Below are 23849 nucleotides of genomic sequence, written 5' to 3' on the forward strand. Positions count from 1 at the left end.
ATCAATCCATAAATACAGATTCTCAATCTCGCGGCTGAAAGACAGTTAAAAGGTCTTATTCGAAAGTACCTCTATGGAATATGTGATTGATGATTACATTTCGATAGCATAATAAGTTGATTATATGTTTTACCTCACGATAAAAATCCATGATAACCGAGTCGATGTGTTCCGCGATGGTTTTATAAAATTTTCAGCCCCTGCCATCTTCATCAAATCCACTGATTGCAACTGCTGTTTATATACACAGCATCTCAGGGTGAGTCTATCATGCCACGCGAGAACGAAATCAAAGCCTCTTTCCGGCTGGCCATTAAGCGGGACGCGCGCGGACGTTACATCGTCAGCACACTCGACTTTGTTCACCAACTCCAGCAGCTGAACTGGCAGTTTACCGCCAGGGAAGCGAACAGGTGGATAGAAGTGCGCAAGTCAGATTTCCGGGATATCTCAGCATCCGAAGGTGAGGATCGCATCTTTCAGGTCTTTAACCCGAATGGCGGCCTGTGATGTTTGCGCTGGTGGATGTTAACTCATTCTATGTCAGCAGCGAGACAGTATTTCGTCCCGATCTGCGTGGTAAACCGGTGCTGGTGCTGAGTAACAACGATGGCTGTGACATTGCCCGGAGTGCAGAAGCCAAAGCGCTGGCCATTCCTATGTGGGCTCCCTATTTTAAACTCAGGGACGGCATCAGGCGGCACAGGATCGATGTATTCAGCAGCAATTATGCGCTGTATGCGGACGAGTAACCGGGTAATGACGACGTTAGAACAGATGGCACCCAGCGTGGAGGTCTATTCGATTGATGAAGCTTTCCTGGAACTGACCGGTGTACGCAACTGCATGGTATTGGAAAACTTTGGACGGGAGGGGAGGGAGACGATTAGACGCAATACGCATCTCACCGCAGGTGTTGGCATCGCGCCAACTGAAACGCTGGCCAAACTTGCCAGCCACACTGCAAAAAAGTGGTCTAAGACGGGCGGCGTACTTGACCTGTCTAACATTGAGCGTCAAGAGAAACTAATTGCGCTGGCGCCGGTTGAGGATGTCTGAGGTGTCGGCCGTCGCATAAATGAGGAGGATACTGGACTCCGATGGGAATAATGCTAACTCAGGTTACCATATCAATACTAACTATTAGCTCGGCATTGATGGTTGTGCTAACTGTTTATTTGAGGGTCGGCCAGCGCGTGGGCTGTTTCTGCTACTAAACTCCTGAACCAGCGATGTGCAGGATCGTCGCGATAGCGCGCATGCCAGCCCATTTCAACCGGAAAAGTGCCGAGATCAACCGGCGCGGGAACAATTCTGAGCCGCTGATCTCTGGAAAGATGCTGGCAGATCAGGCGAGGCAGGGTCGCGCAGTAGTCCGTGACCGCAATCATCTCTGGGACGGCCAGAAAATGTGTCACCGACACGGCAACCTGACGGCGCAGGCCGCGCTTTTCAAGTGCCTGATATAAACCCGCGCGCATACGACCAGGCGGCAGGACATTAACGTGTTTGAGCTGCTCATACTGTTCTGCGCTAAGGTTTTCGCCCACCAGCGGATGATCTGCGCGTATCACACACGCCAGACCTTCATTCATCAGGTGCTGCACAACCAGATTATCAGGAGGCTCAACGATACGCCCCAGCACCATATCGGTGTTTCCTGAAATCACACCCGTTTCCGTTACGTCGTTGCCAAACGGCGTGAGGCGAAGCCTGATACCGGGCGCGCAGTCACGAAGACGCGCCACAATGGCAGGCATCATGATGAATTCAACATAGCTGTTAGGGGCGAGGGTAAACAACCGGGTGGCGTGCAGCGGATCAAAGTCCTGCTGACCAAGGATCACCTTATCAATGGATGACAGGGCAGCACTGACTACCTGGGCCAGCTGTTCTGCTTTCGGTGTCGGGCGCATACCGTAGCGCTCGCGGATAAACAGCGGATCGTTGAGCGTTTCGCGCAGCCGGTTTAAGGCATTTGAAAGAGCCGGCTGGGTAATACCAAGCCGTTCCGCTGCGCGGGTGACGTTGCGCTCTTCCATCATAACCAGCAAAACCGGGAGTAAATTCAGGTCGTATTTCATGTAGCTATAATGCTGTATGAATAGCTTAAATTGAAGAAATAAATTTCATAAATATTTATATGCGCGCCATGATTAATGAGTCAACGCAGAACAGGGCGGCTAAATCGCGGGTTCTGACTATCCTTACACCTGAAACTGACTGACTCTTATAAGGAGCGGAAATGAAAATTTTAATGGTTTTGACCTCGCATGATGAGTTGGGCACCACCGGCAAGAAGACGGGTTTCTGGCTTGAAGAGCTTGCCGCACCTTACTATGCATTTCTGGATGCGGGCGCTGAGATTACTCTGGCTTCACCGAAGGGTGGACAGCCGCCACTCGATCCAAAAAGTGATGAACCTGAATCTCAGACAGATGAGACCCGCCGCTTTCATGCTGACTCTGCAGCTCAGGCCGCGCTGGCCTCGACCGTAAGGCTTGATACGGTTAATCAGGAAACGTTTGATGCCGTGTTCTATCCTGGGGGCCATGGGCCGTTATGGGATCTGGCTAACGACAAACACTCCATTTCACTGATTGAGCAAACCCTGCAGGCTGGCAAGCCGGTGGCGCTGGTTTGTCATGCACCTGGTGTTCTGCGTGATGTGAAAAACGCTGATGGCACACCATTGGTGAAAGGCAAGAAAGTAACCGGGTTTACTAATAGCGAAGAAGAGGGCGTTGGCCTGACTAACGTCGTGCCTTTCCTGGTGGAAGATGTGCTGAAACAGAATGGCGGTCTTTACTCACGCGGTGATGACTGGCAATCCTACACTGTGCAGGACGGCTTACTGATTACCGGACAGAACCCAGGTTCGTCGGCTGAGACTGCTAAAGTCTTACTCTCAAGTCTGGCGAGTTAAAGCGTCTGTAGCTAAGACGTTTCGAAAGGTGCCCCAGGGCGCCTTTTTTTATTGCTGAACTCAAGACACAGTGCAGATAGTTACCTGATGAATTATTCAGATCAAATAGATTAGGACTAAATTTAAATAGATGCCAATAATTACAGCGCTGGTATCTCTTATTAACGCTCAGAAGAGTAAGTCTACTGAAAATATAAACATGTCTTTAAAAACAGTGTTGACATCGTTTATCAGATCCGTAAAGTAAGAGACATCAGCGGCGTCAAGTTGCCCTGATACACCAAAAAATCCCTGGTGTTAGCGTTAATGGTGTCGACAATTTGTAAATATAAGTTGCCGATGGTTCTGTTAAACGAAGTTGTTATTAATCGCAGATAAGTTAATGACGACGCTGTTAGATGGAGTCTGAGTAAATCTTCGAGAAGTAAGTAGTATCGCGTCGCGATGATGTAAGGCCTCGTAGTTCTGAACGTTACTTTACGACAGGATACGATTGCGGTTTAAACGTCGTAATGAAAGTAAGGCAACGCATCAAAGAATATATATCGCGATGGGGGTGTACAGATTTATACGGGCCTGACCTGTCTTTGTCTCCTGAAAGACTATCAGGTGGTTGAAACCGCTAATAATAATGACATTTGATTATTGTGATCATTATTATCCGCAGGATCTGTTCATAAATAGTAGTATCGAAGCAGTACCTATCAATTAAGTTAGTTAATGTTTAATGTTAAATCTGTAGTACCTTAAAAGCCCTGATTATTTAAGTCAGGGCTTTTATCATTTAAGCATGTCTCTCAGATTTTGCAGGGTTGTCATTATTGATTGTCATTTCAAATTCTTTCTCATTAGTCACTCTTTGCCGCATTCATGGATGCTTTAATTCTCTTCAGTTTGCACATCTTCTTCATCGCTTCGCATTAAGGTTCCATGCTCTGCTAAGAGTATTCACAAGGTGTGGCTTTAGCGTTGTCATCAGGAGTGACTGCTGGCATTTACCCTGCGCATGGCCTTGAGAACTTAGCACTGACAACGCTGGCGCAGCTGCCGCCATTGTGGCGACAGGAATATGGCTTTTTGCTCGCCGCCAGAGCTGAACCTGCCGAAACAGTGACGCTAAAAGCGCAGTGGCAGCAGTACCTTATGGGAAACGCGCTACCCACTGAATCATTATCCGGCTGGCATCAGGGGATGGACGGATTGCAGGCACTGACACACCGCCTGAATACGCTTGGTGAGCGCAATGGCAGGTATCTCACCGGCTCGGAGCTGAAGTCGATGGTGTTCACGATAACGCAGAACTTCAGCCGGTCAGTTCCTCTCGAAGAGCAGCTTTATCAACTGGGGCAGTCAGAAAATGCCGAATCAGGTAGAGCAGCACAGCTGGCGCAGGTTGATATGCAGTTTACTCAGCTGCTGAACCGCTATGCGCTGATAAAAATCAGTCAGAGTGATGGCGTACAGCAATAAGCACTGGGAAGATCAAATGTCTGCCGGGTCGCTTATGGCAAAATCGATAATCTGCGCCATAGTCAATATTCATCGATTAATTGCGCTTTAGCTTTTATTAAATCCATCGGCGCATAGGTTACGCGCTATTTAACAGAGGTTAAAATGTCTACAGAATCTCCGGAAGATATCTCCAGCGACCTGTCCCAGTTCGTTGGCACACATTTTGTCTATACCTATGATAATGGCTGGAAATATGAGTGGTACGCCCGCAATGAAACGACCTGTGACTACCGTATTCACCAGGGGCTGGTGGGCGGTCGTTGGGTGACCAACCAGAAAATGCACGCAGTGCAGTTTGCGCCCGGCATTTACAAAGTTGACTGGCATGAACCCACCGGCACCTGCGTCAGCCTGCTGTTTGATCTGAATCGCACCCTGCTTCACGGGACAATTTTCTTCCCGCAGTGGATTGCCGGAGAAGGTCAGCATCCGGAAAAAACCATCTGCTACCAGAATGATTTCATTGAAGATATGCACCGCTTCCGCGACGAAGGCCCGGCCTATCCTTATGTGATCATTCCTGAGTTTGCGAAAGTGACTTACATGAAAAACGAAGGGCCGGATAACGATGAAGTCATTAATCAGGCACCGGGGCAGATGCCTGCTGACTATTTTGATGGTAAGTAACTGATAGTACGACCCGCCGCTATGGGCGGGTCGCTTCTGCCTGGCGTGCCAGCGTGCGGGCCAGTATGGATGAGTAGAGTGGTTTTCCCCCCAGAAACTGCGCCAGCAGCGTAGCCCCAAGACAGGTAATAATCATCGGCAATATCAGCTGATAGTTATCGGTCATCTCCAGCACCAGCACGATCCCGGTGAGCGGTGCCCTCACCGAAGCGGCAAACAGTGCGCCCATCCCGGCAATCGCAAAGGTTCCCGCGTCCAGATGATACAACGGGAACAGATCCGTCATCGCTACTCCAAAAGCTGTCCCGAGCAGCGTTCCCAGTGCCAGCATCGGCGCAAAAATACCGCCCGGCGCACCCGAGCCAAAACAGAGCAGGGTAGTGACCAGCCTGACCATGAAGATGAGCAGCAGCAGGGTGAACGGGAACACGCCATGAACCGCCTGCGGAATCAGTTCTGAGCCGCCGCCTGCGCCAGGTGCGAATAGCAGCGCCAGAATACCGCAGCCGCCGCCGAGCAATGCACCCGCCAGCACCACGCGAGCCGTTTTGCCGGCATAAAAGCGGGCAAAGAGATCCTGCGTTATGAATATCAGGCGGTTGAACAGTACGCCGACCATGCCAATGATCATACCCAGCACCAGATACATCCACAGCGTCTGCACTGGCGCATCAGCCAGTTTGCCAACGGAGATCACCGCCTGTTCGCCGTTGAAACAGCGAAATACGATGCTCGCCATAATCACACCGGTAAACACCGCTTTAATAGAAATCAGGTTATAGCGAAACTGCGGACGCATCTCCTCGATGATGAACAGTATGCCCGCCAGCGGCGCGTTAAACGCGGCGGCCAGGCCCGCAGCCGCGCCCGTTGCCAGCAGCGTATGACGCGCTTCGTTGCTGCGCATCCCCAGAACATCAATCACCATGCGGCCAATGTTGCCGCCCAGCTGCACCGTCGGGCCTTCACGGCCCAGCACCATTCCTGCACCCAGCGTGCCCATGCCGCCAAAAAATTTCACCGGAATCACCCGCCACCAGCGCACAGGTCTCAGCTCTTCCAGCGCCCCTTCAATTTCGGGAATGCCGGAACCACCCGCTTCGGGCGCAAAGCGTCTGACAAGAAAATAGCCGACCATCGCCAGCAACGCCGAAATGGCAAAAGCGGCGGTGTAAAGCATCCAGCCCTGAAACTGCGCGGGGATAAGCGTATCGGCGCGCCACTGCTGTATTGCTTCAACGGCCCGGGCAAACGCTACGCCCGCCAGACCGACCAGCGTACCGACCAGCGCGGCGCAAAACAGCATCGCCAGCGGTGTTTTGTCACGATAGAGCAGGGCGCGAAACATCCGGCTGCGCGCCGCGAGGGAACGGGGAACATAAACCGGCTGCGGTGATTCTTCATTCATTGAGAGGCATTCTTGTTCAACCAGACCAGCGTGCCAGTTTACTGAGTGATAAGGTGAAAACAAACGTCAGGATCAATTTCAGCCGGGAAAAGAGTTAATCGGTCTGCGGTGGACAAACCACTTGCGCCATGCGTTCGCGGTAGGCTGGGTTGTCCTGATTTTTCAGCGCCTGAGCCGCGGCGGTCAGCGTGAGCTGATTCTGTTGCAGGTTCTGCTTGTCATTGAGAAACGTCTGGTGCAGTTTTTCATCGGAGAAGGCTGGCGGTAACTGACACTTCTGGCGCAGATCGTCGGTTATCTGCTGCTGACGCAGTGTAAACTGCAGCGTTTCATACGGCCCGGCGGCCACAAGCATGGGGCATACTGACAGCAGCATAAACAGCGTATTGCGGATCACGTTCATGATGATCTCCTGACTGCTGAGGACAGGAAAGGCTCTTCGGCAGTTTCAGTTGAGTTTAATCGCATTGAGTGATTAGCCTGAGCACAGCACCATCGACCGTGTGCAGCAATGTCGCCACGGTTGACGCAATAATCATAGCAATACTGGCGCGACAGGGAGCTGACATGCAGCCACATTCCACTGAAATTCTTACCGCTGACTGCTGTATCGTCGGCGGTGGCCCGGCCGGCTTAATGCTGGGTTATCTGTTTGCCCGCGCAGGCCTGCGCGTAGTCGTCATCGAAAAGCACGCTGACTTTCTTCACGACTTTCGCGGAGACACCATCCACCCTTCGACGCTGGAAATAATGCATCAGCTCGGACTGCTGGAATCTTTCCTGAAGCTGCCGCATCAGCGAGCCGAAAAGCTGGAGGCAGAAATTGCAGGACAAAGCATTACGATGGCCGACTTCTCACGTCTGCCGGTTCAGTGTCGTTTTATCGCCTTCATGCCGCAGTGGGATTTCCTGAACTATATGGCAGAGCAGAGTGCCCGCTATCCGGGCTTCAGCCTGCTGCAGTCGACTGCCTTCGAGTCGCTGATCGAAGAAAATGGCACGGTCAGCGGCGTGACGGCCTCACGCGGCAATCAGCAGTTGCATATTCGCTGCAAATTGGTGGTCGGTGCGGATGGTCGCCATTCGCGCGTGCGCGACGCGGCCGGGCTGATCGGACAGGAATTTGGCGCCGCGCGCGATGTCATCTGGTTCCGCTTAAGTAAGCAGCCGCAGGATCCCGAGCTGGGCATGGGGCATAAAGGGCCGAAGCAGAACTTCATCGTTATCGATCGTGGTGACTACTGGCAGTGCGGTCTGACCATTCCGAAAGGGGAGTTTGAGGCGAAACAGGCCGCCGGTCTCGACGCGTTTAAAGCAGACGTGGCGGCAGTGTCGCCTTTTGAGGCGACGCGCATGTTGGAAATCGAAAGCTGGGAGGCGTTTAAGCTGCTGTCGATACGTATCGACCGGCTGGAGAAGTGGGCGAAACCTGGCGTGCTCTGTATTGGTGATGCTGCGCATGCCATGTCGCCAATAGGCGGAGTTGGCGTTAATCTGGCGATTCAGGATGCGGTGGCGACGGCGAATCTCCTTACCGCCCCACTGAAACGCGGTGAACTGCAGCTGCGCGATCTGGAAAAAGTGCAGAAGCGTCGTCAGTTCCCCACTGTCGCCACGCAGTTTCTGCAGATTAAAATGAGCCGCAACAAAGCCAGAAGAAAACCTGCGGGCAGCAGCAAGGTTCCGGCAATTATCCGTCGCCTGCCGTTTCTGCGTTTTGTGCTGGGTCGCCTGATCGGTCTGGGCTTCAGAACAGAGTCGCCACAGGTTGCGCATATGAAGTCAGCCCGTTAAATGATTTCGACAGCGATCAGATATCGTGCGACACTGTTTCATTGTGAAAGTACTGTCAGATTGAGCCGCTATTTATCTGATAATTGGGCGCTAATTGAGCATTCTTAAGCTAAATTATTTTCGATTTTTGCGCCTGCAAAGGAGAGGTTTCAGTGCATAACGAGCAAAATGGCAGCGACGTAAAACGTCTGAGTGCGATCAAGGCACTTTTGTCGCCGGATGAAGCCCGTGACAGAGTGCTGGAGAGATTCGTGAATCTCGCCAGTCAGGTGCTGGGTATTTCAGGCAGCTTCATTTCGATTATTGACGATCATAATCAATACATAAGAGCGTCACGGAACTTCGATCTAAAACAATCGACCCGTGATGAGTCACTCTGCCGCCACGTCATTGATGGTGAGGGACATCTGGTGGTGGTTGACACCTTACTGGATGAACGCTTTGTTACGCATCCTTTTGTGGAAGGTGACCCGCATATTCGTTTCTATGCCGGTGTGGCGCTGCAAAACCTTGACGGCGCGATGCTGGGAACACTCTGCGTAACCGATACACAACCTCATCCCTTTGCGGATGAAAAACTCGCTACGCTGCGCTCACTGGCCACGCTGGTGACCTCTTTTCTGGATGCCTGGAACAATGCGGGTTTTGCCGACGTTATAACGCATCTGCCAAACCGGCCCCGCCTGATTCGTGATCTGCAGCAACTGACCGTTACCGCGCCCCACAGCCGTTTTCGCCTGATTCTTATCGACTGTCTCGACATTATTCGCGCGTATGAGCTTTCCCGCGCAGTGGGCATTGCGCCGATGGAGAAATTGCTCAGGCAGATGGCGCAGGATGCCGCACAGCGGCTTAACCTGCCGGAGAACGAGACGCTTTACACATTTGCTCCTGGCCGTTTCGCCATTGTTCAGCCTTACTCAGGTCGTTATTCAGCGCATAACATGATCGATCTGTTCAAAGGCATGCGGGCCGATCTGGCGGAAAATATCACGCTCGACCTGGATGTTTTTACCGGCGAAACAGAGTTTGTACCGGGACAGATGGATGCCAACGAAACGGTGCGTCAGGCCGTCAGCGCGCTACATGAAGCGATTGATGAGAACATCAGTGCGATGTCGTTTGACGAGAGTTACGACTCGCGGCGCACCGATGATTTTATGATCATGAACGATCTGGCTCAGGCGCTGAAGAAAGATGAAGAGCTGTATCTCGCCTGGCAGCCCAAAGTGTGTCTCAAAACCGGTAAAACGGTCGGGCTGGAGGCGCTGATTCGCTGGAATCATCCTGATCGGGGTGAGCTTTTCCCATCAGAGTTCATTCCGCTAGCGGGTAAAACCAACCTGATCTCCGATCTGACCAACTGGGTTATTGATCATGCGCTTGAGCAACTGGCGCGCTGGAATCGCGATTACAACCTGATTCCGGTCTCGATCAACGTCAGTGAACGCGACTTCGCCAGGCCTGATTTTGCCGACCAACTGGTGGCGAAATTAGCGGCGGCACAGTTACCTAACTCGATTATGGGTATTGAGTGTCTGGAGAATGAACTGATCACCAAAAGCGATGTGGCGATTAAAGGGCTGGAAGCGCTGAAATCGCATGGCTTTGTGATCTCGCTGGATGATTTCGGCGTTGGCTACAGCAATATCAGCTACCTGCAGGATATCCCGCTGGATGTGATTAAGATCGACCGATCGCTGATCTCGCGTATGGGCGAGGACGACGCATCCAAAATCATCGTCAGATGCATTATCGGGATGCTGAAAGAGCTGAATTACACCGTGCTGGCCGAAGGTGTGGAAGCAGAAGCCACGCTGGGACTGTTGAAAACCTACGGCTGCGATCAGATTCAGGGCTACTTCTTTTCAAAACCGCTGCCAGCCAGCGACATTGAACACTGGCTTTATCCAAAGTCACGTTAGTCAACCCGCCCGCAGCACCGGCTGCGGGCGCGCTGATCACTCACTGCCGATGGCGTAACGCTCAACCGGAGTGATGTGCTTAATCAGCTTGTTATCAAACAAAAATTGCTCATAAGCCTCATAGCGTGCGCGATCCAGTCTGGCCGGATCGGCGGCGAACAGCGGCAGCGTAGCCTGCCATGCCTGATGGTTTAGCGGTGTATTCAGCTCTGGATGCGCCTGTGCAAATGCCTGCCAGCTTTCTTCAGGATGTGCCTGCAACTGGGCATTTCCCTTCTTCAGTGCCCGCAGAAACTTTTTAATTTTCTCCGAATGCGCCTCATCGCGGTTAGCAACGATGATCAGCTCGTCATAGGCCGGCACGCCATAATCCTCGACGTTAAGCACTACCGGATCTTTGCCAGCAAGCGTCATCTCCAGGGCTTCGATATTGCGATAGCCGCCAATCACCGCATCAACCTGTCCGGTCATCAGGGCGCTGGTAAGCTGAAAATTGACGTTAACCAGCTTTACCTGATCGGCCCTGATACCGTCATGGCTCAGCATCGTCGCCAGCGTCGCTTCTTCAATGCCGCTGACGGAATAGCCGATGCGTTTTCCTTTTAAGTCCGCTGGTTTTCTTACCGTTTTGTCCAGCGTCATCAGCGTATTCAGCGGCGAATTAATCAGCGTGCCCACCCGCATCAGCGGCAGTCCCTGGTCGGCGAAAAAATGCAGCTGCGGCTGATACGTTATCGCTAAGTCCGCCTGCTTAGCAGCCACCAGCCGCGGCGGCAGCGCGGGGTCGGAAGGTGGCACAATGTTAACCTCCAGACCCTCTGCCGCAAATGCTCCGGTTTGCTGCGCCACCATAATGGGTGCATGGTCGGGATTGATATACCAGTCGAGCACCAGCGTCAGTTTTTCAATTGCCTGAGCCTGCGAGGCTAAGGTGGCGCTGAACAGCAGGACAATCAGGGGCGTTTTAGTCATAGGTTTTCTCATCAGTAGGGTCGTCAGTGTGGCTCGGGAGTCCAGGTAATCAGGCGGCGAAGCAGAAGATCGATGATCAACCAGAGGGTCAGTGTCATCAGCACCAGAATAAACAGGGCGGCGAAACAGAGATCGCTCTGCATCCGGGCGTTGGCATTCAGCATCACGTAGCCCAGCCCTTCAGCCGAACCGACCCATTCACCTATGATGGCGCCAATGGGCGCGACGGCGGCTGCCATCCGCAAGCCCGAACCCAGGGCGGGCAGTGCGGCTAACAGCCGGACATGGCGCAGTTGCGCTGCACGTGAAGCGCCCATCGTGCGAGCCAGATCGAGATAGCCGGGCGTGACGCGACGCAGGCCATCAAAAAAGGCGGAGGTAACAGGGAAGAAGATCACCAGTACCGCCATTGCGACTTTGGCGCTCATGCCAAAGCCAAACCAGAGCACCAATAGCGGTGCCAGGGCAAATACCGGAATCGCCTGACTGGTGATCACCAGCGGCATCATCCAGCGCTGTAACCACGGTGAAAAGGTCATGCCCAGTGCCAGCACCGCGCCCAGCAGCACGCCGAGCGCCATACCGCTGAGGATTTCAGTCAGGGTGATCAGGCTGTGATGGCCGAGATAGCCAGTGTTGTCCCACAGTGCGGTAGCAACCGCAGCGGGCGAGGGCAGCAGAAAGGCCGGAACGGAAGTGAGCGTGGCGAGCCACCACAGCGCAATTAACCCGGCTGAGAGCATGACTCCACGGCGAAGCGCGGCGAAACGTAATTTCATCCGGCCAGCCTGCTTAGCTGTTTCAGCAAGGTGGCCTGACTCTGAATCACGCTGATGTCATCTGCCGCCCGCGGTGGCTGGCCCTGCAGTGGCGGGCAGGTTTCGATGCCTGCGGAACCCATTACCAGCAGGTGATGACCGAGGCGACAGGCTTCCGCGGCATCATGAGTGATCAGCAGCACGGTATGCCCGGCCAGCACATCTGCCGCCAGGGTCTGAATCTGCGTGCGGGTCAGTGCATCCAGCGCGGAAAAAGGCTCATCCATCAGCACAATCGGCTGTCGGGTGTAGAGTGTTCGCGCCAGCGCCACACGCTGACGCATACCGCCCGAAAGTGTCGCAGGTCGCGCACGGGCACAGTGGCTCAGGCCCACCCGCGCCAGCAAATGCTGCGCCAGGTCGCGATCGGCTTTCTCACCTTTCAGACGACTGGCGAGGCAGACGTTCTGTTCCACCGTCAGCCACGGATAGAGCAAATCCTGCTGCCCCATCCAGGCGATGCGCCCGGCCAGCGGCAGACCATCGCTGCCGTTAATCTGTCCCGAAGTGGGTGGCGTCAGACCGGCAATCACCCGCATCAGGCTGCTTTTACCCACGCCGCTGGCCCCCAGTAAAGCGGTCAATGCACCGCCCGCGATTTCCAGATTAAGCTCGCTGAACAGTTGCTGCTGATTAAGCGTCAGGCAGAGCTGGCGAACGGAAATACCCGGCGGCACGGCAGCGTTCAGCCGCGTCATGAGCTGACCTGCAGACAGTCAGCATAATTAAGCCCCATCTGCCAGAATGCCGCTTCCAGTCGGGTTGCGGTGGTAAATATCTCCGACAGTGAGTTAATACGCTGTTCACCGGCGCGCTGCTGAGCCAGAGTTTCAAACAGCATCAGTGAAGAACCGACGCCCGCCAGGTAGGACTCATCACCGTAATTCTCAATCCATGCCGCGTAAGGATTCCCCCCGAAGCGGGTCGCGGGATCCTCCAGCAGCCTCAGGCCGATTTCCGCATAACCGGCGACGCATGGCATCAGCGCCGTCATCAGCTCCAGCGCATCTCCGGTGTGACCCACGTCCAGCACGTAACGGGTGTAGTTGATCGTTTCCATTGCCTCCGTTTCGCTCGCCATCGCCTCTTCGCTGATGCCCCACTGCTGGCAGTAAGCCAGATGCAGCGGCAGTTCGCTGATAATGGCGTTCAGCGATGCCGTCGCGCTGCGTAATGTAGCCGGTTCTGAGAGTTTGCTGATCAACAGACCCCATGCACGGGCGAAGTGCAGCAGAAACAGATAATCCTGGGTGAGATAGTGACGAAAAGCGGCGGGTGGCAGCGTGCCGTGTCCGAGCTGCTGCACAAAATTGTGCCTGACATAATCGTGCCATTGCGTGCCCGCCTGCTGGCGCAGACGACCATAAAAGCCGGTTTCGAAAAGCGGATGTGTCATAGGATCTCCAGTAGCAGGGAGATCCGGGCATACGGTCTGGAACAGGGGATAGTGCAGGAGATAGGGCAGAAAATCTGCCGACCCGTCCCTTCGCTGGCATGACCCAGATCAGGTTCAAAGGGTTCGGCTTGCGCCATCTCAGCCCATTACAGGACACCCCTCGGAGACATTCGTTATACGATAATTATTGCCGGAGCACAACGCATGCGTGAGCGTTCTGCTCTGGCCCGGCTGATGCGGAGCAGGGCGCTCAGATATTACTTTTAAGTGACGGTGTCACTCAAGATCTGCCCCGTTACTGGCAATCACTTTCTTATACCACCAGAACGATTTCTTTCGCGTGCGCGCCAGCGTACCGTTCCCAAGATCGTCCCTATCAACATAGACAAAACCGTAGCGCTTGCTCATTTCACCGGTCGAAGCGGCCACCAGATCGATACAGCCCCAACTGGTGTAGCCGATCACCGGGACACCATCCTCTATGGCATCGCCCATGGCGCGGATATGCTCGCGCAGATAGCTGATGCGGTAGTCGTCATTGATCTCGCCATTCGCATCGATTTCATCGCGCGCGCCCAGACCATTTTCCACCAGGAAAAGCGGCTTCTGATAGCGGTCGTACATCATATTCATGGTAATGCGTAAGCCCAGTGGATCGATGCCCCAGCCCCACTCGCTACGTGGCACATGAGGGTTGGTCAGGGATTTCACCACATTGGCCGCGCTGCTGTTCTGTTCGTTCATCTCCGCCGAGGCGCAGCGAGAGGCGTAATAACTGAACGAGACAAAATCGACGCTGTTTTTCAGGATATCGGCATCGCCGTCAGCGATCTCAAGCGTGACACCTTTTTCACGGAACACGCGCGCAGCATAAGCCGGATAAGCACCGCGTGCCTGGACATCAATAAAGAACAGGTTTTCACGATCTTTTTCCAGCGCTGCCCAGACATCTTCCGGTTTGCTGGACCACGGATAGAAGTTGCCGCCTGCCAGCATGCAGCCGACCTGATTCGTCGGATTGACTTCATGCGCGATTCGCGTGACCAGCGCGCTGGCGACCAGTTCGTGATGTGCCGCCTGATACTTCACCTGCTCCCTGTTTTCATCCGGTTCGAACACCAGACCCGCACCGGAAAACGGGCTGTGCAGCAGGATGTTGATCTCGTTGAAGGTCAGCCAGTATTTCACCAGGCCATCAAACGCCTCGAAACAGCTACGGGCATAGCGGGCAAAGAAGTCGACCATTTTACGATTGCGCCATGAGCCATATTCGGTCACCAGATGCATCGGCACATCGAAATGACAGAGCGTAACCAGCGGTTCGATATTATATTTCCGGCACTCCTTAAACACCGCGCGGTAAAAAGCGATGCCCTCCGGATTGGGCGTCAGTTCATCGCCATTGGGATAGAGGCGGCTCCAGGCAATTGATGTGCGAAACACGCTGAACCCCATTTCCGCCATCAGCGCAATATCTTCCGGATAGCGGTGATAGAAATCGATGGCATCATGGCTGGGATAAAATTCATCATCCCGCAGCGTAAAGTGCTTTTCCAGACCCAGTTTGACCGCCAGTCGGTGTGGGCCATGCGGGATCATATCGACGGTGGTTAAGCCCTTTCCGCCCTCACGATAGCCGCCTTCACTCTGGTTGGCGGCTAACGCGCCGCCCCATAAAAACCCTTGCGGGAACCTTGAATCAGACATGCAATCCTCTTTTCCGGGTCAGCGTGACCCTTTCCTTTAGTGGCTATTAATCGCGTTGGTGCGTTCGGTAACAGGCGCAGATTGCGCGGCGGGACTGGATTCGGATTTGGTTTCAGTTTGCGCTTCAGGAATATCTTCAAACCCTAGCAGCAGCGTCAGCACAAACGACAGCACCACCGACAACACCATGACCGCGCCGACCCAGACGATACTCATGGGATTAGCCGGGTCGAAGAACTGTACGCTGGTGAAGAGGCCTGGCGAGGCCATCGAGTGGCTGGCCAGCCCGCCAATGCCCGCGACCGCGCCGCAGATAAAACCGCTGATCAGACAGGCGATCAGCGGCCGTTTCAGACGAACCGCCACGCCATACAGCGCCGGTTCAGAAATGCCGGCAATGATGGCAGACGCTGCTGCTGCCAGTGCCGTCTGGCGCAGTTCACGATTTTTGGTGCGAAACGCCACTGCCAGCGACGATCCGCCCAGCGACAGGTTGGCACCAATTTCTGACGGCATCACCATGCCCTCTTTGCCGGTTTCGGCAATGGTCTGGATGATGGTCGGCGTGAACACACGATGCATCCCGGTCATCACCAGCAGCGGCCAGATGGCACCCATAATCGCGACGGAAAGCCAGCCAAGATAGCCATGGATGGTGTAGACCAGCGCCGAAATACCGCTGCCGATCCAGATGCCGATCGGACCAATCAGCACAATCGCAATAGGGGCAGCAATCAGCACAATCAGCATCGGTTTCAGGAAGTTTTTGGTAACGGCCGGAGTAATGCGATCCACGCCGCGCTCAATATGGGACAGGATCCAGGTCATCACCAGTGCCGGGATCACCGTGTAAGTATATTTCACCGCGGTGACCGGGATGAAAGCGAACTCGACCGGCTGACCCTGCGCCGCTTTTGCCATCAGCTCAACAAAATTGGGATGCACCAGGACACCGGCGATGGCGATTGCCAGCGACATATTGGTTTTGAATTTCAGCGCCGCAGAGGCGGCCACCATAATCGGCAGGAAGAAGAATGCGCCGTCGCCAATCACGTTGAGGATCACCAGCGTTGACGAGCCTTTTTCAAACACCCCCGCCATATCCAGAATCATCGCCAGCAGCTTAACCATCGACCCGCCAATAATTGCCGGGATCAGCGGCGACATGGTGCCCACCAGCGCATCCAGAATGCCCGCGCCGATGCCTCGCAGGGTAATTTTGCGTTTCACCGGTTCAGTCGTTACCGCGCCGGGCGATCCCAGTGCCAGTACCGCCTGATAAGCCTGCGAAACGTTATTCCCTATGATCACCTGGCACTGCGTGTCGTTGTGCACCACCCCCATAACGCCCCTGATCGCTTTGAGGCGGGGATAGTCGACCTGGGATTCGTCTTTCACCACAAACCGCAGGCGGGTCATGCAGTGGGTTACGGCTTCGATATTGGTGAGGCCGCCTAGCGCATCGACAATGGCGCGTGACACCTCGGCATAGTTCATAGGCATGGTCGCTCTTCTCTGTAGGGTAAATCGGTTACGTTTTTATGTTTTTATCGGCTGCTGACAGGCAAATAGGAAACCGGTTTCACAAAATCATGAAGTGCTTTCAGTGGGCCGACAAGAGGGTAAATCAGTCAGATTTGTTTTTTGTGAACTTCATCACCTCCGGCGGGCCGGGTATCTGCGCCAGCGGGCAGGGTAAATATTTCCAACATTGAGAGGCTTAGGTAGACTGCAGAGCGACGCAGCAAAGGAGCTTCACCATGGCAACGATTCAGGAAGTGGCAGACAGGGCGGGCGTCTCAAAAGCGACGGTGTCACGTGTGTTGTCCGGCAATGGCTATGTCGGGCAGGAGAAGCGTGAAAGGGTGTTAAAAGCGATTGCGGAAACCGGCTACCGGCCCAATCTGCTGGCGCGCAACCTGGCGACTAAAACGTCGCAGACTATCGGACTGGTGATCACCAATACGCTCTACAGCGGCAGCTACTTCACTGAGTTAATGGCGCACTCCGCGCGCATGATGGAGCAGCAGGGCCGCCAGCTGATTCTGGCGGACGGCAAACACACCGCTGAGCAGGAAGAAGCGGCGATTCAGTTTTTGCTCGACCTGCGCTGTGACGGCATCATTATCTACCCGCGCTTTCTGAGTATCGACGCGCTGGATGCAATTATCTCCCGCCATAAACAGCCGATACTGGTCATCAACCGAAGGTTGCGCGTCAACCAGAGCTACTGCATTTACAGCGATCAGCACGCCAGCAGCGCCACAGCGGTAACTCATTTGCTGAATCAGGGCCATCGCGACATCGCCTTTATCACCGGTTCGCTGGATTCCCCGACCGGCGTCGAACGTCTGTCAGGCTATCACGCTGCGCTGGCTGCTAAGGGGCTGGAAGCGGACGAAAGCCGCGTCGTGGCGGGTAAATGGACGGCACAGAGCGGTATGGCCGCTGTGGACCAGTTGCTGGAACGCAACGCCTCATTCACGGCGCTGGTGGCGAGTAATGATGAGATGGCGATTGGTGCCATCAAGCGGCTGACTGAATGCGGCATCGCGGTGCCCGCTCGGGTATCGGTAATAGGCTTCGATGATATCCCGCTGGCACCCTATATCACGCCGTCGTTATCCAGTATGAAACTGCCGGTGACGGAGATGATCGATGAGACGATTAACCGCCTGCTGACCATGCTGGATGGCGGTGACTGGCACAGTCAGGCGCCTTTTACGGCCAGCCTGATGCTGCGCGATTCCGTTACTCAGGGCCCGTGGTCGGCTTAATTCGCCGCAATCTGTATCACCTCAATGGTCTGTTCCCTGAGCTGCGTGACGGTCCCCGCATCCAGTGTTTCATCGGTAATCACATGGCCGACCTGGTAACCGGATGAGAGCGGATAAGGGTGAATCTGCCCGAATTTAGAGGCATCGGTCAGGGCATAGCTTTCAGCGCCTTTCGCCAGCACCGCATCCACCACGTCACAGCGCAGCATATTGCGGCCGGTGAAGCCGGTCTCCGGGTGCCAGCCATCCACACCGACAAACGCTCTGTGAAAATGCACCTGCTGAATGGAGTAACGCGTCAGCGGGCCGACTACCGACTCACTGCTTTTCTGCAGCAATCCACCCAGCACAATCACTTCACAGGTGGCGTCCCGCAGAAGCTGGGCAATATAGTGGCTGACGGTGATCAGCGTCAGATCGACACGGTCAGCCAGCGCACGCGCCAGCAGCGCATTGGTACTGCCCCCTTCGATGAATACCGATTCACCCGTCTGCACCAGGCTGGCGGCGTGCTGCGCCAGCGCCTGCTTGGTGGAATAGCGGGTGTTCATGCGGGTGCCAACATTGTCACTGTCCAGCGCCAGCGCGGAGCCATGCACCCGACGCAGCAGCCGGTCGCGTTCCAGCAGCGTGAGATCCTGACGCACCGTCACTTCAGAAACACCGGTCAGCTGCGCCAGTTCACTGACCGTTACGCTGCCCCGGCTATTAACCAGTTGAATAATCTGATGATGTCGCGGATTCATAATTGGGTTTCGTCAGGAATAAAACGTGCAGTGTATCAGGGAATCCCCCGCGCTGGTGCACAACGCGGGGTCAGAGTCAGGCTAAATCCAGTGAACGACGTCCGTTAATATTAAGATCTTCCGGCTTAAAACGTTGCTCCCACCCGGCTTCATAATCTTCCGGCGGAAAATCGCCTGGTGAACGTCCCTGCTCCAGCGCCTGCGCAACCTGGCGGGCGTAGACGCGGTTTTTATCACACATCGGCGCTGCGGGGATATACATGACGTTGCCCCAGCCCTGCTGATCGTCCACCGGTGCAACGGAATGGATCACATCACAGTGCCACCACACTGAATCGCCCGCCTCCAGAGCCGGGATTGAACAGAGTCCGGCGATCAGGTGCGGATGCCACTGCTCATTGACAGGTAACACCCGACCCGGCGCGACGCCACAGAGTTCATCTTCAGGCACATCGGATAGTAGTGGACGCAGCAGGATATACGCCATCGCCTGCGGCACCGGCACCACATGCAGAAGCCCCTGGCCAGGGATCATATCGGAGAGTGCGGTCCAGCCCTGAAATGTGCGGAACACTGAACACTTGGTCGTGCCAGGCAGATCATACTCATCAACCTCGGTACGGTGTGCCGCATCCCAGGGATCGTAAGCGGCAAAATCACCGTGAAACAGCTTGCTGAAAACCTGCTGATAAGCGGGCAGTAACCAGCGTTCCAGCGCACCGGAGTCGGTATGGGCACCTAATCCTTTCGACGTGGTGCCGGGCAAACGGCGACGAATGCGATCGGGATAGATCACGCTGACATCGGGATCAAACCACTGTCTGCCCTGAGAGTTAAACGTCCATAACCGGTTCAGAAAAGACTGCGCATCAGCCATCGCCGTACTCTGCCGCGCTTCCATCTGCGCCTGCGACCAGTAAATCGGGTATATTTCGGGGCGTGAGGCCGCAAGTGAGCCAAAGAAGTCATCACCGGGACCGCGGTACTGCTCATCAAAACGGTTGTGATCCAGGTAGTCGAGCATCGACTTATCCCATGCCATTGCCTGATCACGCGCGAAGTGCTGCTTAATCACGACACAGCCGCGACGTTTAATCAGCGATCGGGTTTCATCCGAAACCTTCCCTTCTGTTATGTCCTGTATCGGCACGACCGGCCAGGCACTGCCGGTTCGCGCTTCGTCCGCTTTTGCCTCTGCAATCGCGGCAGTAATGTTGTCGCACACCTGCCGAAACAGGGCATCCACGTCGCCAATTTGCTGGCGTAGCTGCTGTTTCATTTTGCGGATAGCGCTTTTAACGTCATCAGGCAAAGGTGTTGCTCGGGATTCATTACGCATTTCACACTCCTCAAAGTTCGGGATTGAGTTACGAATGCAATTGAAATAATCTTCATTCGTAAAGTGCGGCTGAGATTAACATTCTTTTAACGATAAAAAACGTGCGTTGTAACACAACTTCTGAACCGGAACGCTCTGAAAGCCGTTAGCAAAGTCACTATTTGCATTCTCATTAATCCACACAGCGAGTAAGCTTTATGAATCAAATCAATCAGCCGGCAGGACAGAACGGCGAACGTATAGGGGCAGGCGAGATGGCGGTTAAGATGATTGCGGTGGATATGGACGGCACCTTTCTGGACGATAATAAGCAGTACAACGTTCAGCGGTTTTCACGTCAGTATGCGCTGCTGAAGCAGAAGGGCATCCGTTTTGTGGTGGCCAGTGGTAATCAGTATTACCAGCTGCAGCGCTATTTTCCCGACATCAAAGATGAGATCGCTTTCGTGGCAGAAAATGGCGCCTGGGTCTCTGACTGTAATGAAGAGATTTTCTGCGGCGAGTTAGCGCAGGAGAAGGTGCATAAGATCCTCGATATTCTGGCGCATGAACCGGACATCGCGGTAGTGGTGTGCGGACGAAATGGTGCTTATATGCATTCTTCTGCCTCTGACGAGGTGATGGACCAGCTGGCAAACCACTATCACCGTCTGGAAAAGCGCGATGACCTGTATGCCATTGATGACACCATCTTCAAGTTCTCGCTGAAGCTGGAACATGAAGGGGTGGAAGCATTGCTGCAACGCCTGCATGCGCGTCTGGGCGAGCTGGAAAATATCATGCATCCGGTTTCCAGCGGCTTTGGTTTTATTGACCTCATCATTCCCGGCTGCCATAAAGCCCACGGCATCGCGCTGCTGCAGGAAAAATGGGGCATCAGTGATTGTGAAGTGCTGGCGATTGGCGACAGCGGGAATGATATCGAAATGCTGCGCCAGGCCTGCTTCAGTTTCTCAATGGCCAATGCGGCCGACGCTGTCGCCGCCGTGGCGCGCTACCAGACGCAGAGCAACAATGACGAGGGCGCGCTGAATGTGATTGCGCGCGTGCTGGCGCGCGAATTCCCGTTCGACTAAGACGCGGTAACCTGCATATGGGGCGGCGTTTTATCCGCCACTTTCCTGATGGCTGCGCGCATGATTTTCCATTTCATCCAGCGCAGCCTGATTCTCCAGCCCCCACTGATACATCTGCTCAATCGGCTGTGCGAAGGTATGGCCCAGCGCCGTGAGGCTGTATTCCACTTTTGGCGGCACCACCTGCCACACCTGACGTGACACCAGTCCGCGTTGTTCCAGCTCACGCAGCGTCTGGATCAGCATCTTCTTCGAGATGCCCTGCAGGCTGCGCTCCAGTTCGCCCGTGCGTGCCCGATTGTCCGGCCAGTGAAAAAGCGCATGCAGCACCATTGTGCTCCACTTCACCGAAAATAGTTCCAGCAGGCGGCGCGGCGGTGAGTCCGCATAAAAGCACAGTTTTCCATCAACCCAGACCGGCATAATCACCTCACGATTTCATGGTAACCAAAAGGTAACTACTACCAAAAGGAGCTTCGTGTGTCTATAGTGTGCCGCTTTCTTTACGACCATCAGGTAAGAAGAGGCAACAGATGAAAATTAACGCGCTGGTAGCTACCCAAGCAGGTCAACCGCTCAAGGCAGGCGAGGTTGAGTTACGCGATCTGCAGGCTGATGATGTAAAAATTGAGATTCTCTACTGCGGTGTCTGCCACTCTGACCTGCATATGGCGCGCAATGAATGGGGCGTCAGCCGTTATCCACTGGTGCCCGGTCACGAGATTGTTGGTCGTGTGGTTGCAACAGGTGACAATGTCACTAAATTCTCTGTTGGAGAGACGGTTGGCGTTGGCGTGATGGTCGATTCCTGCCGGGAGTGTCACTTCTGCCAGCAGCAAGAAGAGCAGTACTGTGAGGCGGGTTTCACGCCGACCTATAACGGCACCGATAAATATACCGGCAACACGACGTTTGGCGGCTATGCGCAGCACGTTATCGCCGACCAGCATTTTGTGGTCACGGTGCCGGATAATCTGGCGCTGAACGCGGTGGCTCCACTGCTGTGCGCAGGCGTGACCGTCTGGTCACCCTTGAAGCACTTCAACGTCAAAGCAGGCGATCGTGTGGGTGTGGTCGGTCTTGGCGGCCTGGGCCACATGGCGGTTAAGCTGGCCAGCGCGCTGGGTGCGGAGGTAACTCTGTTTACGACCTCTCCGGCGAAAGGGGCGGATGCGCGTCGGCTGGGGGCTAAACATGTGGTGGTCTCGCGAGACGCGGCACAAATGGCCGGGTGTCAGGCGTCGCTGGATATTATCCTGGACTGTGTTGCGGCACCTCACGACCTCGATCCATATCTGAACGCGCTGAAAACCAACGGTCAGCTGGTGCTGGTGGGGATCCCCGATCAACCGCATCCGTCACCGAATGTCACGCCAATGGTGTTCCGCCGCCTCAGTATCACGGGCACCTCAATCGGCAGCATTCAGGAGACGCAGCAGATGCTCGACTTCTGTGGTGAGTACAACATCACGGCTGACGTAGAGATGATTACCGGTGAAGAGGTGGAGACTGCCTTTGAACGCATGCTCACCAGCGATGTGAAATATCGTTTCGTCATCGATATGCAGAAAACGCGCTGGTAACACGCCTGGCCCGCGGTGAAAGCGGGCCTTCAGGCAGCGTTCAGTAAGTTGCAATGTAAAAGGTGGAGGTTATATATAGTTACAACATGCAATTTGCTGTCAATTCGCCGTTCCATTTGTCTCTGCGCGGCAAAAGCTATTTAGCGAAAGCGTCTTTTAGCAGCCAAAAAAATACCCGACTCACTGGCCGGGTATCTGCTTTAACGTCAGGGAAGGTCGTTAATCCTGCTCTTTATCCGCGTTACTCTTTTCGGGTTCGTCTTTTTCAACAGCATGAATAAAGGGCTTAAGCAGCTGGATATCCAGAATGACATAAACCATGGTGCTGATGAAAAGCGAGATGACACTGCCAAACACGCCACTGGTGGTAAAGGTCAGATAGTTATAAATCACCAGCCAGGTCACACAGATAAACAGCGCGAGCGAAATAGAAAGATTGGGCACAGAGTAATTGCTGGTGCCACCGCCCTGGGTATGGGTGGCTTTAAACAGGTTACCGATGGCGTACTTCTCCAGCACCAGAATACTTTTTTCCCAGTTATGCTGCTTACGCGCACTGGCACGGGTCAGGAAGAGATAAAGAATGGAGACGAAGAAACCAGAGAAGGCGATGAGCACCGGAATCGCTTCCAGCGCATACTCGATACTCTTATGTGCCGCGCCTGTGGTGCTGAGATCCAGCGTCAGCGAGGCTCCCAGCGCAGCATATAAAAAGAGAAACAGCAGCAGAAAAGTCAGGCTGCGCTTCCAGTCGCTGTCTGCCTCTGCACTTTTCTGCTGAATGGCCAGCTGAAGCGATTGCTGAATATGTTGTGCCTGAAGTGAGTCTGTATCGAAGGTGTCGCAGGGTGCAGCAAAGAAGTTGTGCATAAACAGCTCATCTTCTTTGTTAATAGTGATTTTCATCAGAAACCTGTGTGCGGGAAATTTTCTCTATTTTAATCAGCACAGCATGAATTAACAGTAACTTCGCCCGTAAACTCGCAGCCCCATGCTGACTTAGCGGGATAACAGACCCAGAAGAGAGCTGAAAAGCGAATCCGTTGCAAAGTTCTGCGCAGCGTTACCCTCATCGTGACGCAACTGCTGATAGCGCAAAAGCGCCGCATCAGTGTTATCGGCATTGACTACGTCCCAAACCACTTTATAGCCTTCAGCTGCTAACAGATCCTGCTGATCCTGGCTTACATGATTCACGGCCCTGACTGTCTGGTCCTTCTGAAACAGGCGATAATCTGGCATG

The 23849-nt window shown here is 54.2% G+C and carries 23 protein-coding genes, 1 pseudogene and 1 riboswitch; of the genes and pseudogenes, 10 read left to right on the forward strand and 14 right to left on the reverse strand.

The genetic code is table 11. The features are described 5' to 3' along the window. Window positions 1-270 precede the first annotated feature (270 nt). A complete protein-coding gene (locus AC6I8E_RS19060) occupies window positions 271-510 on the forward strand; it encodes a DNA polymerase V (RefSeq protein WP_497824856.1) in 240 nt (79 codons plus the stop codon). Then, a pseudogene (locus tag AC6I8E_RS19065) lies at window positions 510-1056 on the forward strand (Y-family DNA polymerase); the annotation flags it as partial. The gene AC6I8E_RS19060 and the pseudogene AC6I8E_RS19065, both read left to right, overlap by 1 nt. 110 nt (window positions 1057-1166) lie before the next feature. Here the strand turns inward: AC6I8E_RS19065 and AC6I8E_RS19070 are convergent. Continuing rightward, the gene (locus AC6I8E_RS19070; protein WP_147788777.1) at window positions 1167-2084 is read right to left on the reverse strand and encodes a LysR family transcriptional regulator; all 918 of its coding nucleotides are present in this window, start codon (window positions 2082-2084) and stop codon (window positions 1167-1169) included. 161 nt (window positions 2085-2245) lie between these two features. On the opposite strand from AC6I8E_RS19070, the gene AC6I8E_RS19075 reads away from it, so the two are divergent. From AC6I8E_RS19075 to AC6I8E_RS19085, 3 genes are all read left to right on the forward strand, one after another. Beyond that, on the forward strand, window positions 2246-2926 hold the full coding sequence (locus AC6I8E_RS19075; RefSeq protein WP_497824857.1) for a type 1 glutamine amidotransferase domain-containing protein: 681 nt from the start codon (window positions 2246-2248) through the stop codon (window positions 2924-2926). 969 nt (window positions 2927-3895) lie between these two features. Beyond that, a complete protein-coding gene (locus tag AC6I8E_RS19080; protein WP_497824858.1) occupies window positions 3896-4396 on the forward strand; it encodes a VasL domain-containing protein in 501 nt (166 codons plus the stop codon). Window positions 4397-4540: 144 nt separating this feature from the next. Continuing rightward, window positions 4541-5065 (forward strand): phenolic acid decarboxylase, encoded by a 525-nt coding sequence (locus tag AC6I8E_RS19085; RefSeq protein ID WP_013196415.1) that lies wholly within the window; start codon window positions 4541-4543, stop codon window positions 5063-5065. A gap of 19 nt (window positions 5066-5084) precedes the next feature. Here AC6I8E_RS19085 and clcA read toward each other — a convergent pair whose 3' ends face one another. Further along, window positions 5085-6413: a H(+)/Cl(-) exchange transporter ClcA gene (clcA, locus tag AC6I8E_RS19090; RefSeq protein ID WP_497824914.1), complete on the reverse strand. Its 1329-nt coding sequence runs from the start codon at window positions 6411-6413 to the stop codon at window positions 5085-5087. A gap of 154 nt (window positions 6414-6567) precedes the next feature. Beyond that, window positions 6568-6876, reverse strand: a complete 309-nt coding sequence (locus AC6I8E_RS19095; protein WP_497824859.1) for a YicS family protein — start codon at window positions 6874-6876, stop codon at window positions 6568-6570. Between the two features lie 164 nt (window positions 6877-7040). On the opposite strand from AC6I8E_RS19095, the gene AC6I8E_RS19100 reads away from it, so the two are divergent. Together AC6I8E_RS19100 and AC6I8E_RS19105 are read left to right on the forward strand one after the other, a co-directional pair. Then, complete coding sequence (locus tag AC6I8E_RS19100) at window positions 7041-8267, forward strand: FAD-dependent oxidoreductase (protein ID WP_497824860.1); 1227 nt, start codon at window positions 7041-7043, stop codon at window positions 8265-8267. A gap of 152 nt (window positions 8268-8419) precedes the next feature. Next, window positions 8420-10192 (forward strand): putative bifunctional diguanylate cyclase/phosphodiesterase, encoded by a 1773-nt coding sequence (locus AC6I8E_RS19105; RefSeq protein ID WP_377797313.1) that lies wholly within the window; start codon window positions 8420-8422, stop codon window positions 10190-10192. 36 nt (window positions 10193-10228) lie between these two features. On the opposite strand, the gene AC6I8E_RS19110 is transcribed toward AC6I8E_RS19105, so the two are convergent. From AC6I8E_RS19110 to ascF, 6 genes are all read right to left on the reverse strand, one after another. Beyond that, window positions 10229-11164, reverse strand: a complete 936-nt coding sequence (locus AC6I8E_RS19110) for an ABC transporter substrate-binding protein (protein WP_095707881.1) — start codon at window positions 11162-11164, stop codon at window positions 10229-10231. A 23-nt stretch (window positions 11165-11187) separates the two neighbouring features. Then, window positions 11188-11943, reverse strand: coding sequence for an ABC transporter permease (locus tag AC6I8E_RS19115; protein ID WP_013196409.1), 756 nt, complete (start codon window positions 11941-11943; stop codon window positions 11188-11190). Further along, on the reverse strand, window positions 11940-12680 hold the full coding sequence (locus tag AC6I8E_RS19120) for an ABC transporter ATP-binding protein (RefSeq protein ID WP_313677228.1): 741 nt from the start codon (window positions 12678-12680) through the stop codon (window positions 11940-11942). The genes AC6I8E_RS19115 and AC6I8E_RS19120 overlap by 4 nt, the downstream gene beginning before the upstream one ends. Next, the gene (gene tenA / locus AC6I8E_RS19125) at window positions 12677-13378 is read right to left on the reverse strand and encodes a thiaminase II (protein WP_095707878.1); all 702 of its coding nucleotides are present in this window, start codon (window positions 13376-13378) and stop codon (window positions 12677-12679) included. Before tenA ends, AC6I8E_RS19120 begins: the two co-directional genes overlap by 4 nt. 68 nt (window positions 13379-13446) lie before the next feature. Beyond that, a riboswitch (TPP riboswitch) is annotated at window positions 13447-13549 on the reverse strand. A gap of 105 nt (window positions 13550-13654) precedes the next feature. After that, window positions 13655-15085, reverse strand: coding sequence for a 6-phospho-beta-glucosidase (locus AC6I8E_RS19130; RefSeq protein WP_497824861.1), 1431 nt, complete (start codon window positions 15083-15085; stop codon window positions 13655-13657). A gap of 36 nt (window positions 15086-15121) precedes the next feature. Further along, entirely contained in the window at window positions 15122-16588 is a 1467-nt protein-coding gene (gene ascF / locus AC6I8E_RS19135) for a PTS cellobiose/arbutin/salicin transporter subunit IIBC (protein WP_107320274.1), read from the reverse strand. Window positions 16589-16845: 257 nt separating this feature from the next. Here ascF and AC6I8E_RS19140 point away from each other — a divergent pair, with 257 nt between their 5' ends. Beyond that, window positions 16846-17862 carry a LacI family DNA-binding transcriptional regulator gene (locus tag AC6I8E_RS19140; protein WP_497824862.1) on the forward strand — a complete coding sequence of 339 codons (1017 nt, stop codon included), beginning with the start codon at window positions 16846-16848 and terminating at the stop codon, window positions 17860-17862. On the opposite strand, the gene AC6I8E_RS19145 is transcribed toward AC6I8E_RS19140, so the two are convergent. Next, the gene (locus AC6I8E_RS19145) at window positions 17859-18608 is read right to left on the reverse strand and encodes a DeoR/GlpR family DNA-binding transcription regulator (RefSeq protein WP_147788789.1); all 750 of its coding nucleotides are present in this window, start codon (window positions 18606-18608) and stop codon (window positions 17859-17861) included. The two genes, AC6I8E_RS19140 and AC6I8E_RS19145, sit on opposite strands and share 4 nt — an antisense overlap. Before the next feature lie 76 nt (window positions 18609-18684). Then, complete coding sequence (locus AC6I8E_RS19150; RefSeq protein ID WP_497824863.1) at window positions 18685-19947, reverse strand: DUF1479 domain-containing protein; 1263 nt, start codon at window positions 19945-19947, stop codon at window positions 18685-18687. A 254-nt stretch (window positions 19948-20201) separates the two neighbouring features. Here AC6I8E_RS19150 and AC6I8E_RS19155 point away from each other — a divergent pair, with 254 nt between their 5' ends. Next, window positions 20202-21023: a Cof-type HAD-IIB family hydrolase gene (locus AC6I8E_RS19155; RefSeq protein ID WP_497824904.1), complete on the forward strand. Its 822-nt coding sequence runs from the start codon at window positions 20202-20204 to the stop codon at window positions 21021-21023. 30 nt (window positions 21024-21053) lie between these two features. On the opposite strand, the gene AC6I8E_RS19160 is transcribed toward AC6I8E_RS19155, so the two are convergent. Beyond that, window positions 21054-21446, reverse strand: a complete 393-nt coding sequence (locus AC6I8E_RS19160; RefSeq protein WP_013196399.1) for a winged helix-turn-helix transcriptional regulator — start codon at window positions 21444-21446, stop codon at window positions 21054-21056. Window positions 21447-21556: 110 nt separating this feature from the next. Here AC6I8E_RS19160 and AC6I8E_RS19165 point away from each other — a divergent pair, with 110 nt between their 5' ends. Further along, window positions 21557-22606, forward strand: a complete 1050-nt coding sequence (locus tag AC6I8E_RS19165) for an NAD(P)-dependent alcohol dehydrogenase (RefSeq protein ID WP_497824864.1) — start codon at window positions 21557-21559, stop codon at window positions 22604-22606. 219 nt (window positions 22607-22825) lie between these two features. Here AC6I8E_RS19165 and AC6I8E_RS19170 read toward each other — a convergent pair whose 3' ends face one another. Next, window positions 22826-23512, reverse strand: coding sequence for a RipA family octameric membrane protein (locus AC6I8E_RS19170; RefSeq protein WP_201251384.1), 687 nt, complete (start codon window positions 23510-23512; stop codon window positions 22826-22828). A gap of 93 nt (window positions 23513-23605) precedes the next feature. After that, window positions 23606-23848 (reverse strand): hypothetical protein, encoded by a 243-nt coding sequence (locus tag AC6I8E_RS19175; protein ID WP_312216080.1) that lies wholly within the window; start codon window positions 23846-23848, stop codon window positions 23606-23608. Window position 23849 lies beyond the last annotated feature (1 nt).

Source organism: Pantoea sp. X-Soil-YNGN-785 (genome assembly GCF_059730585.1).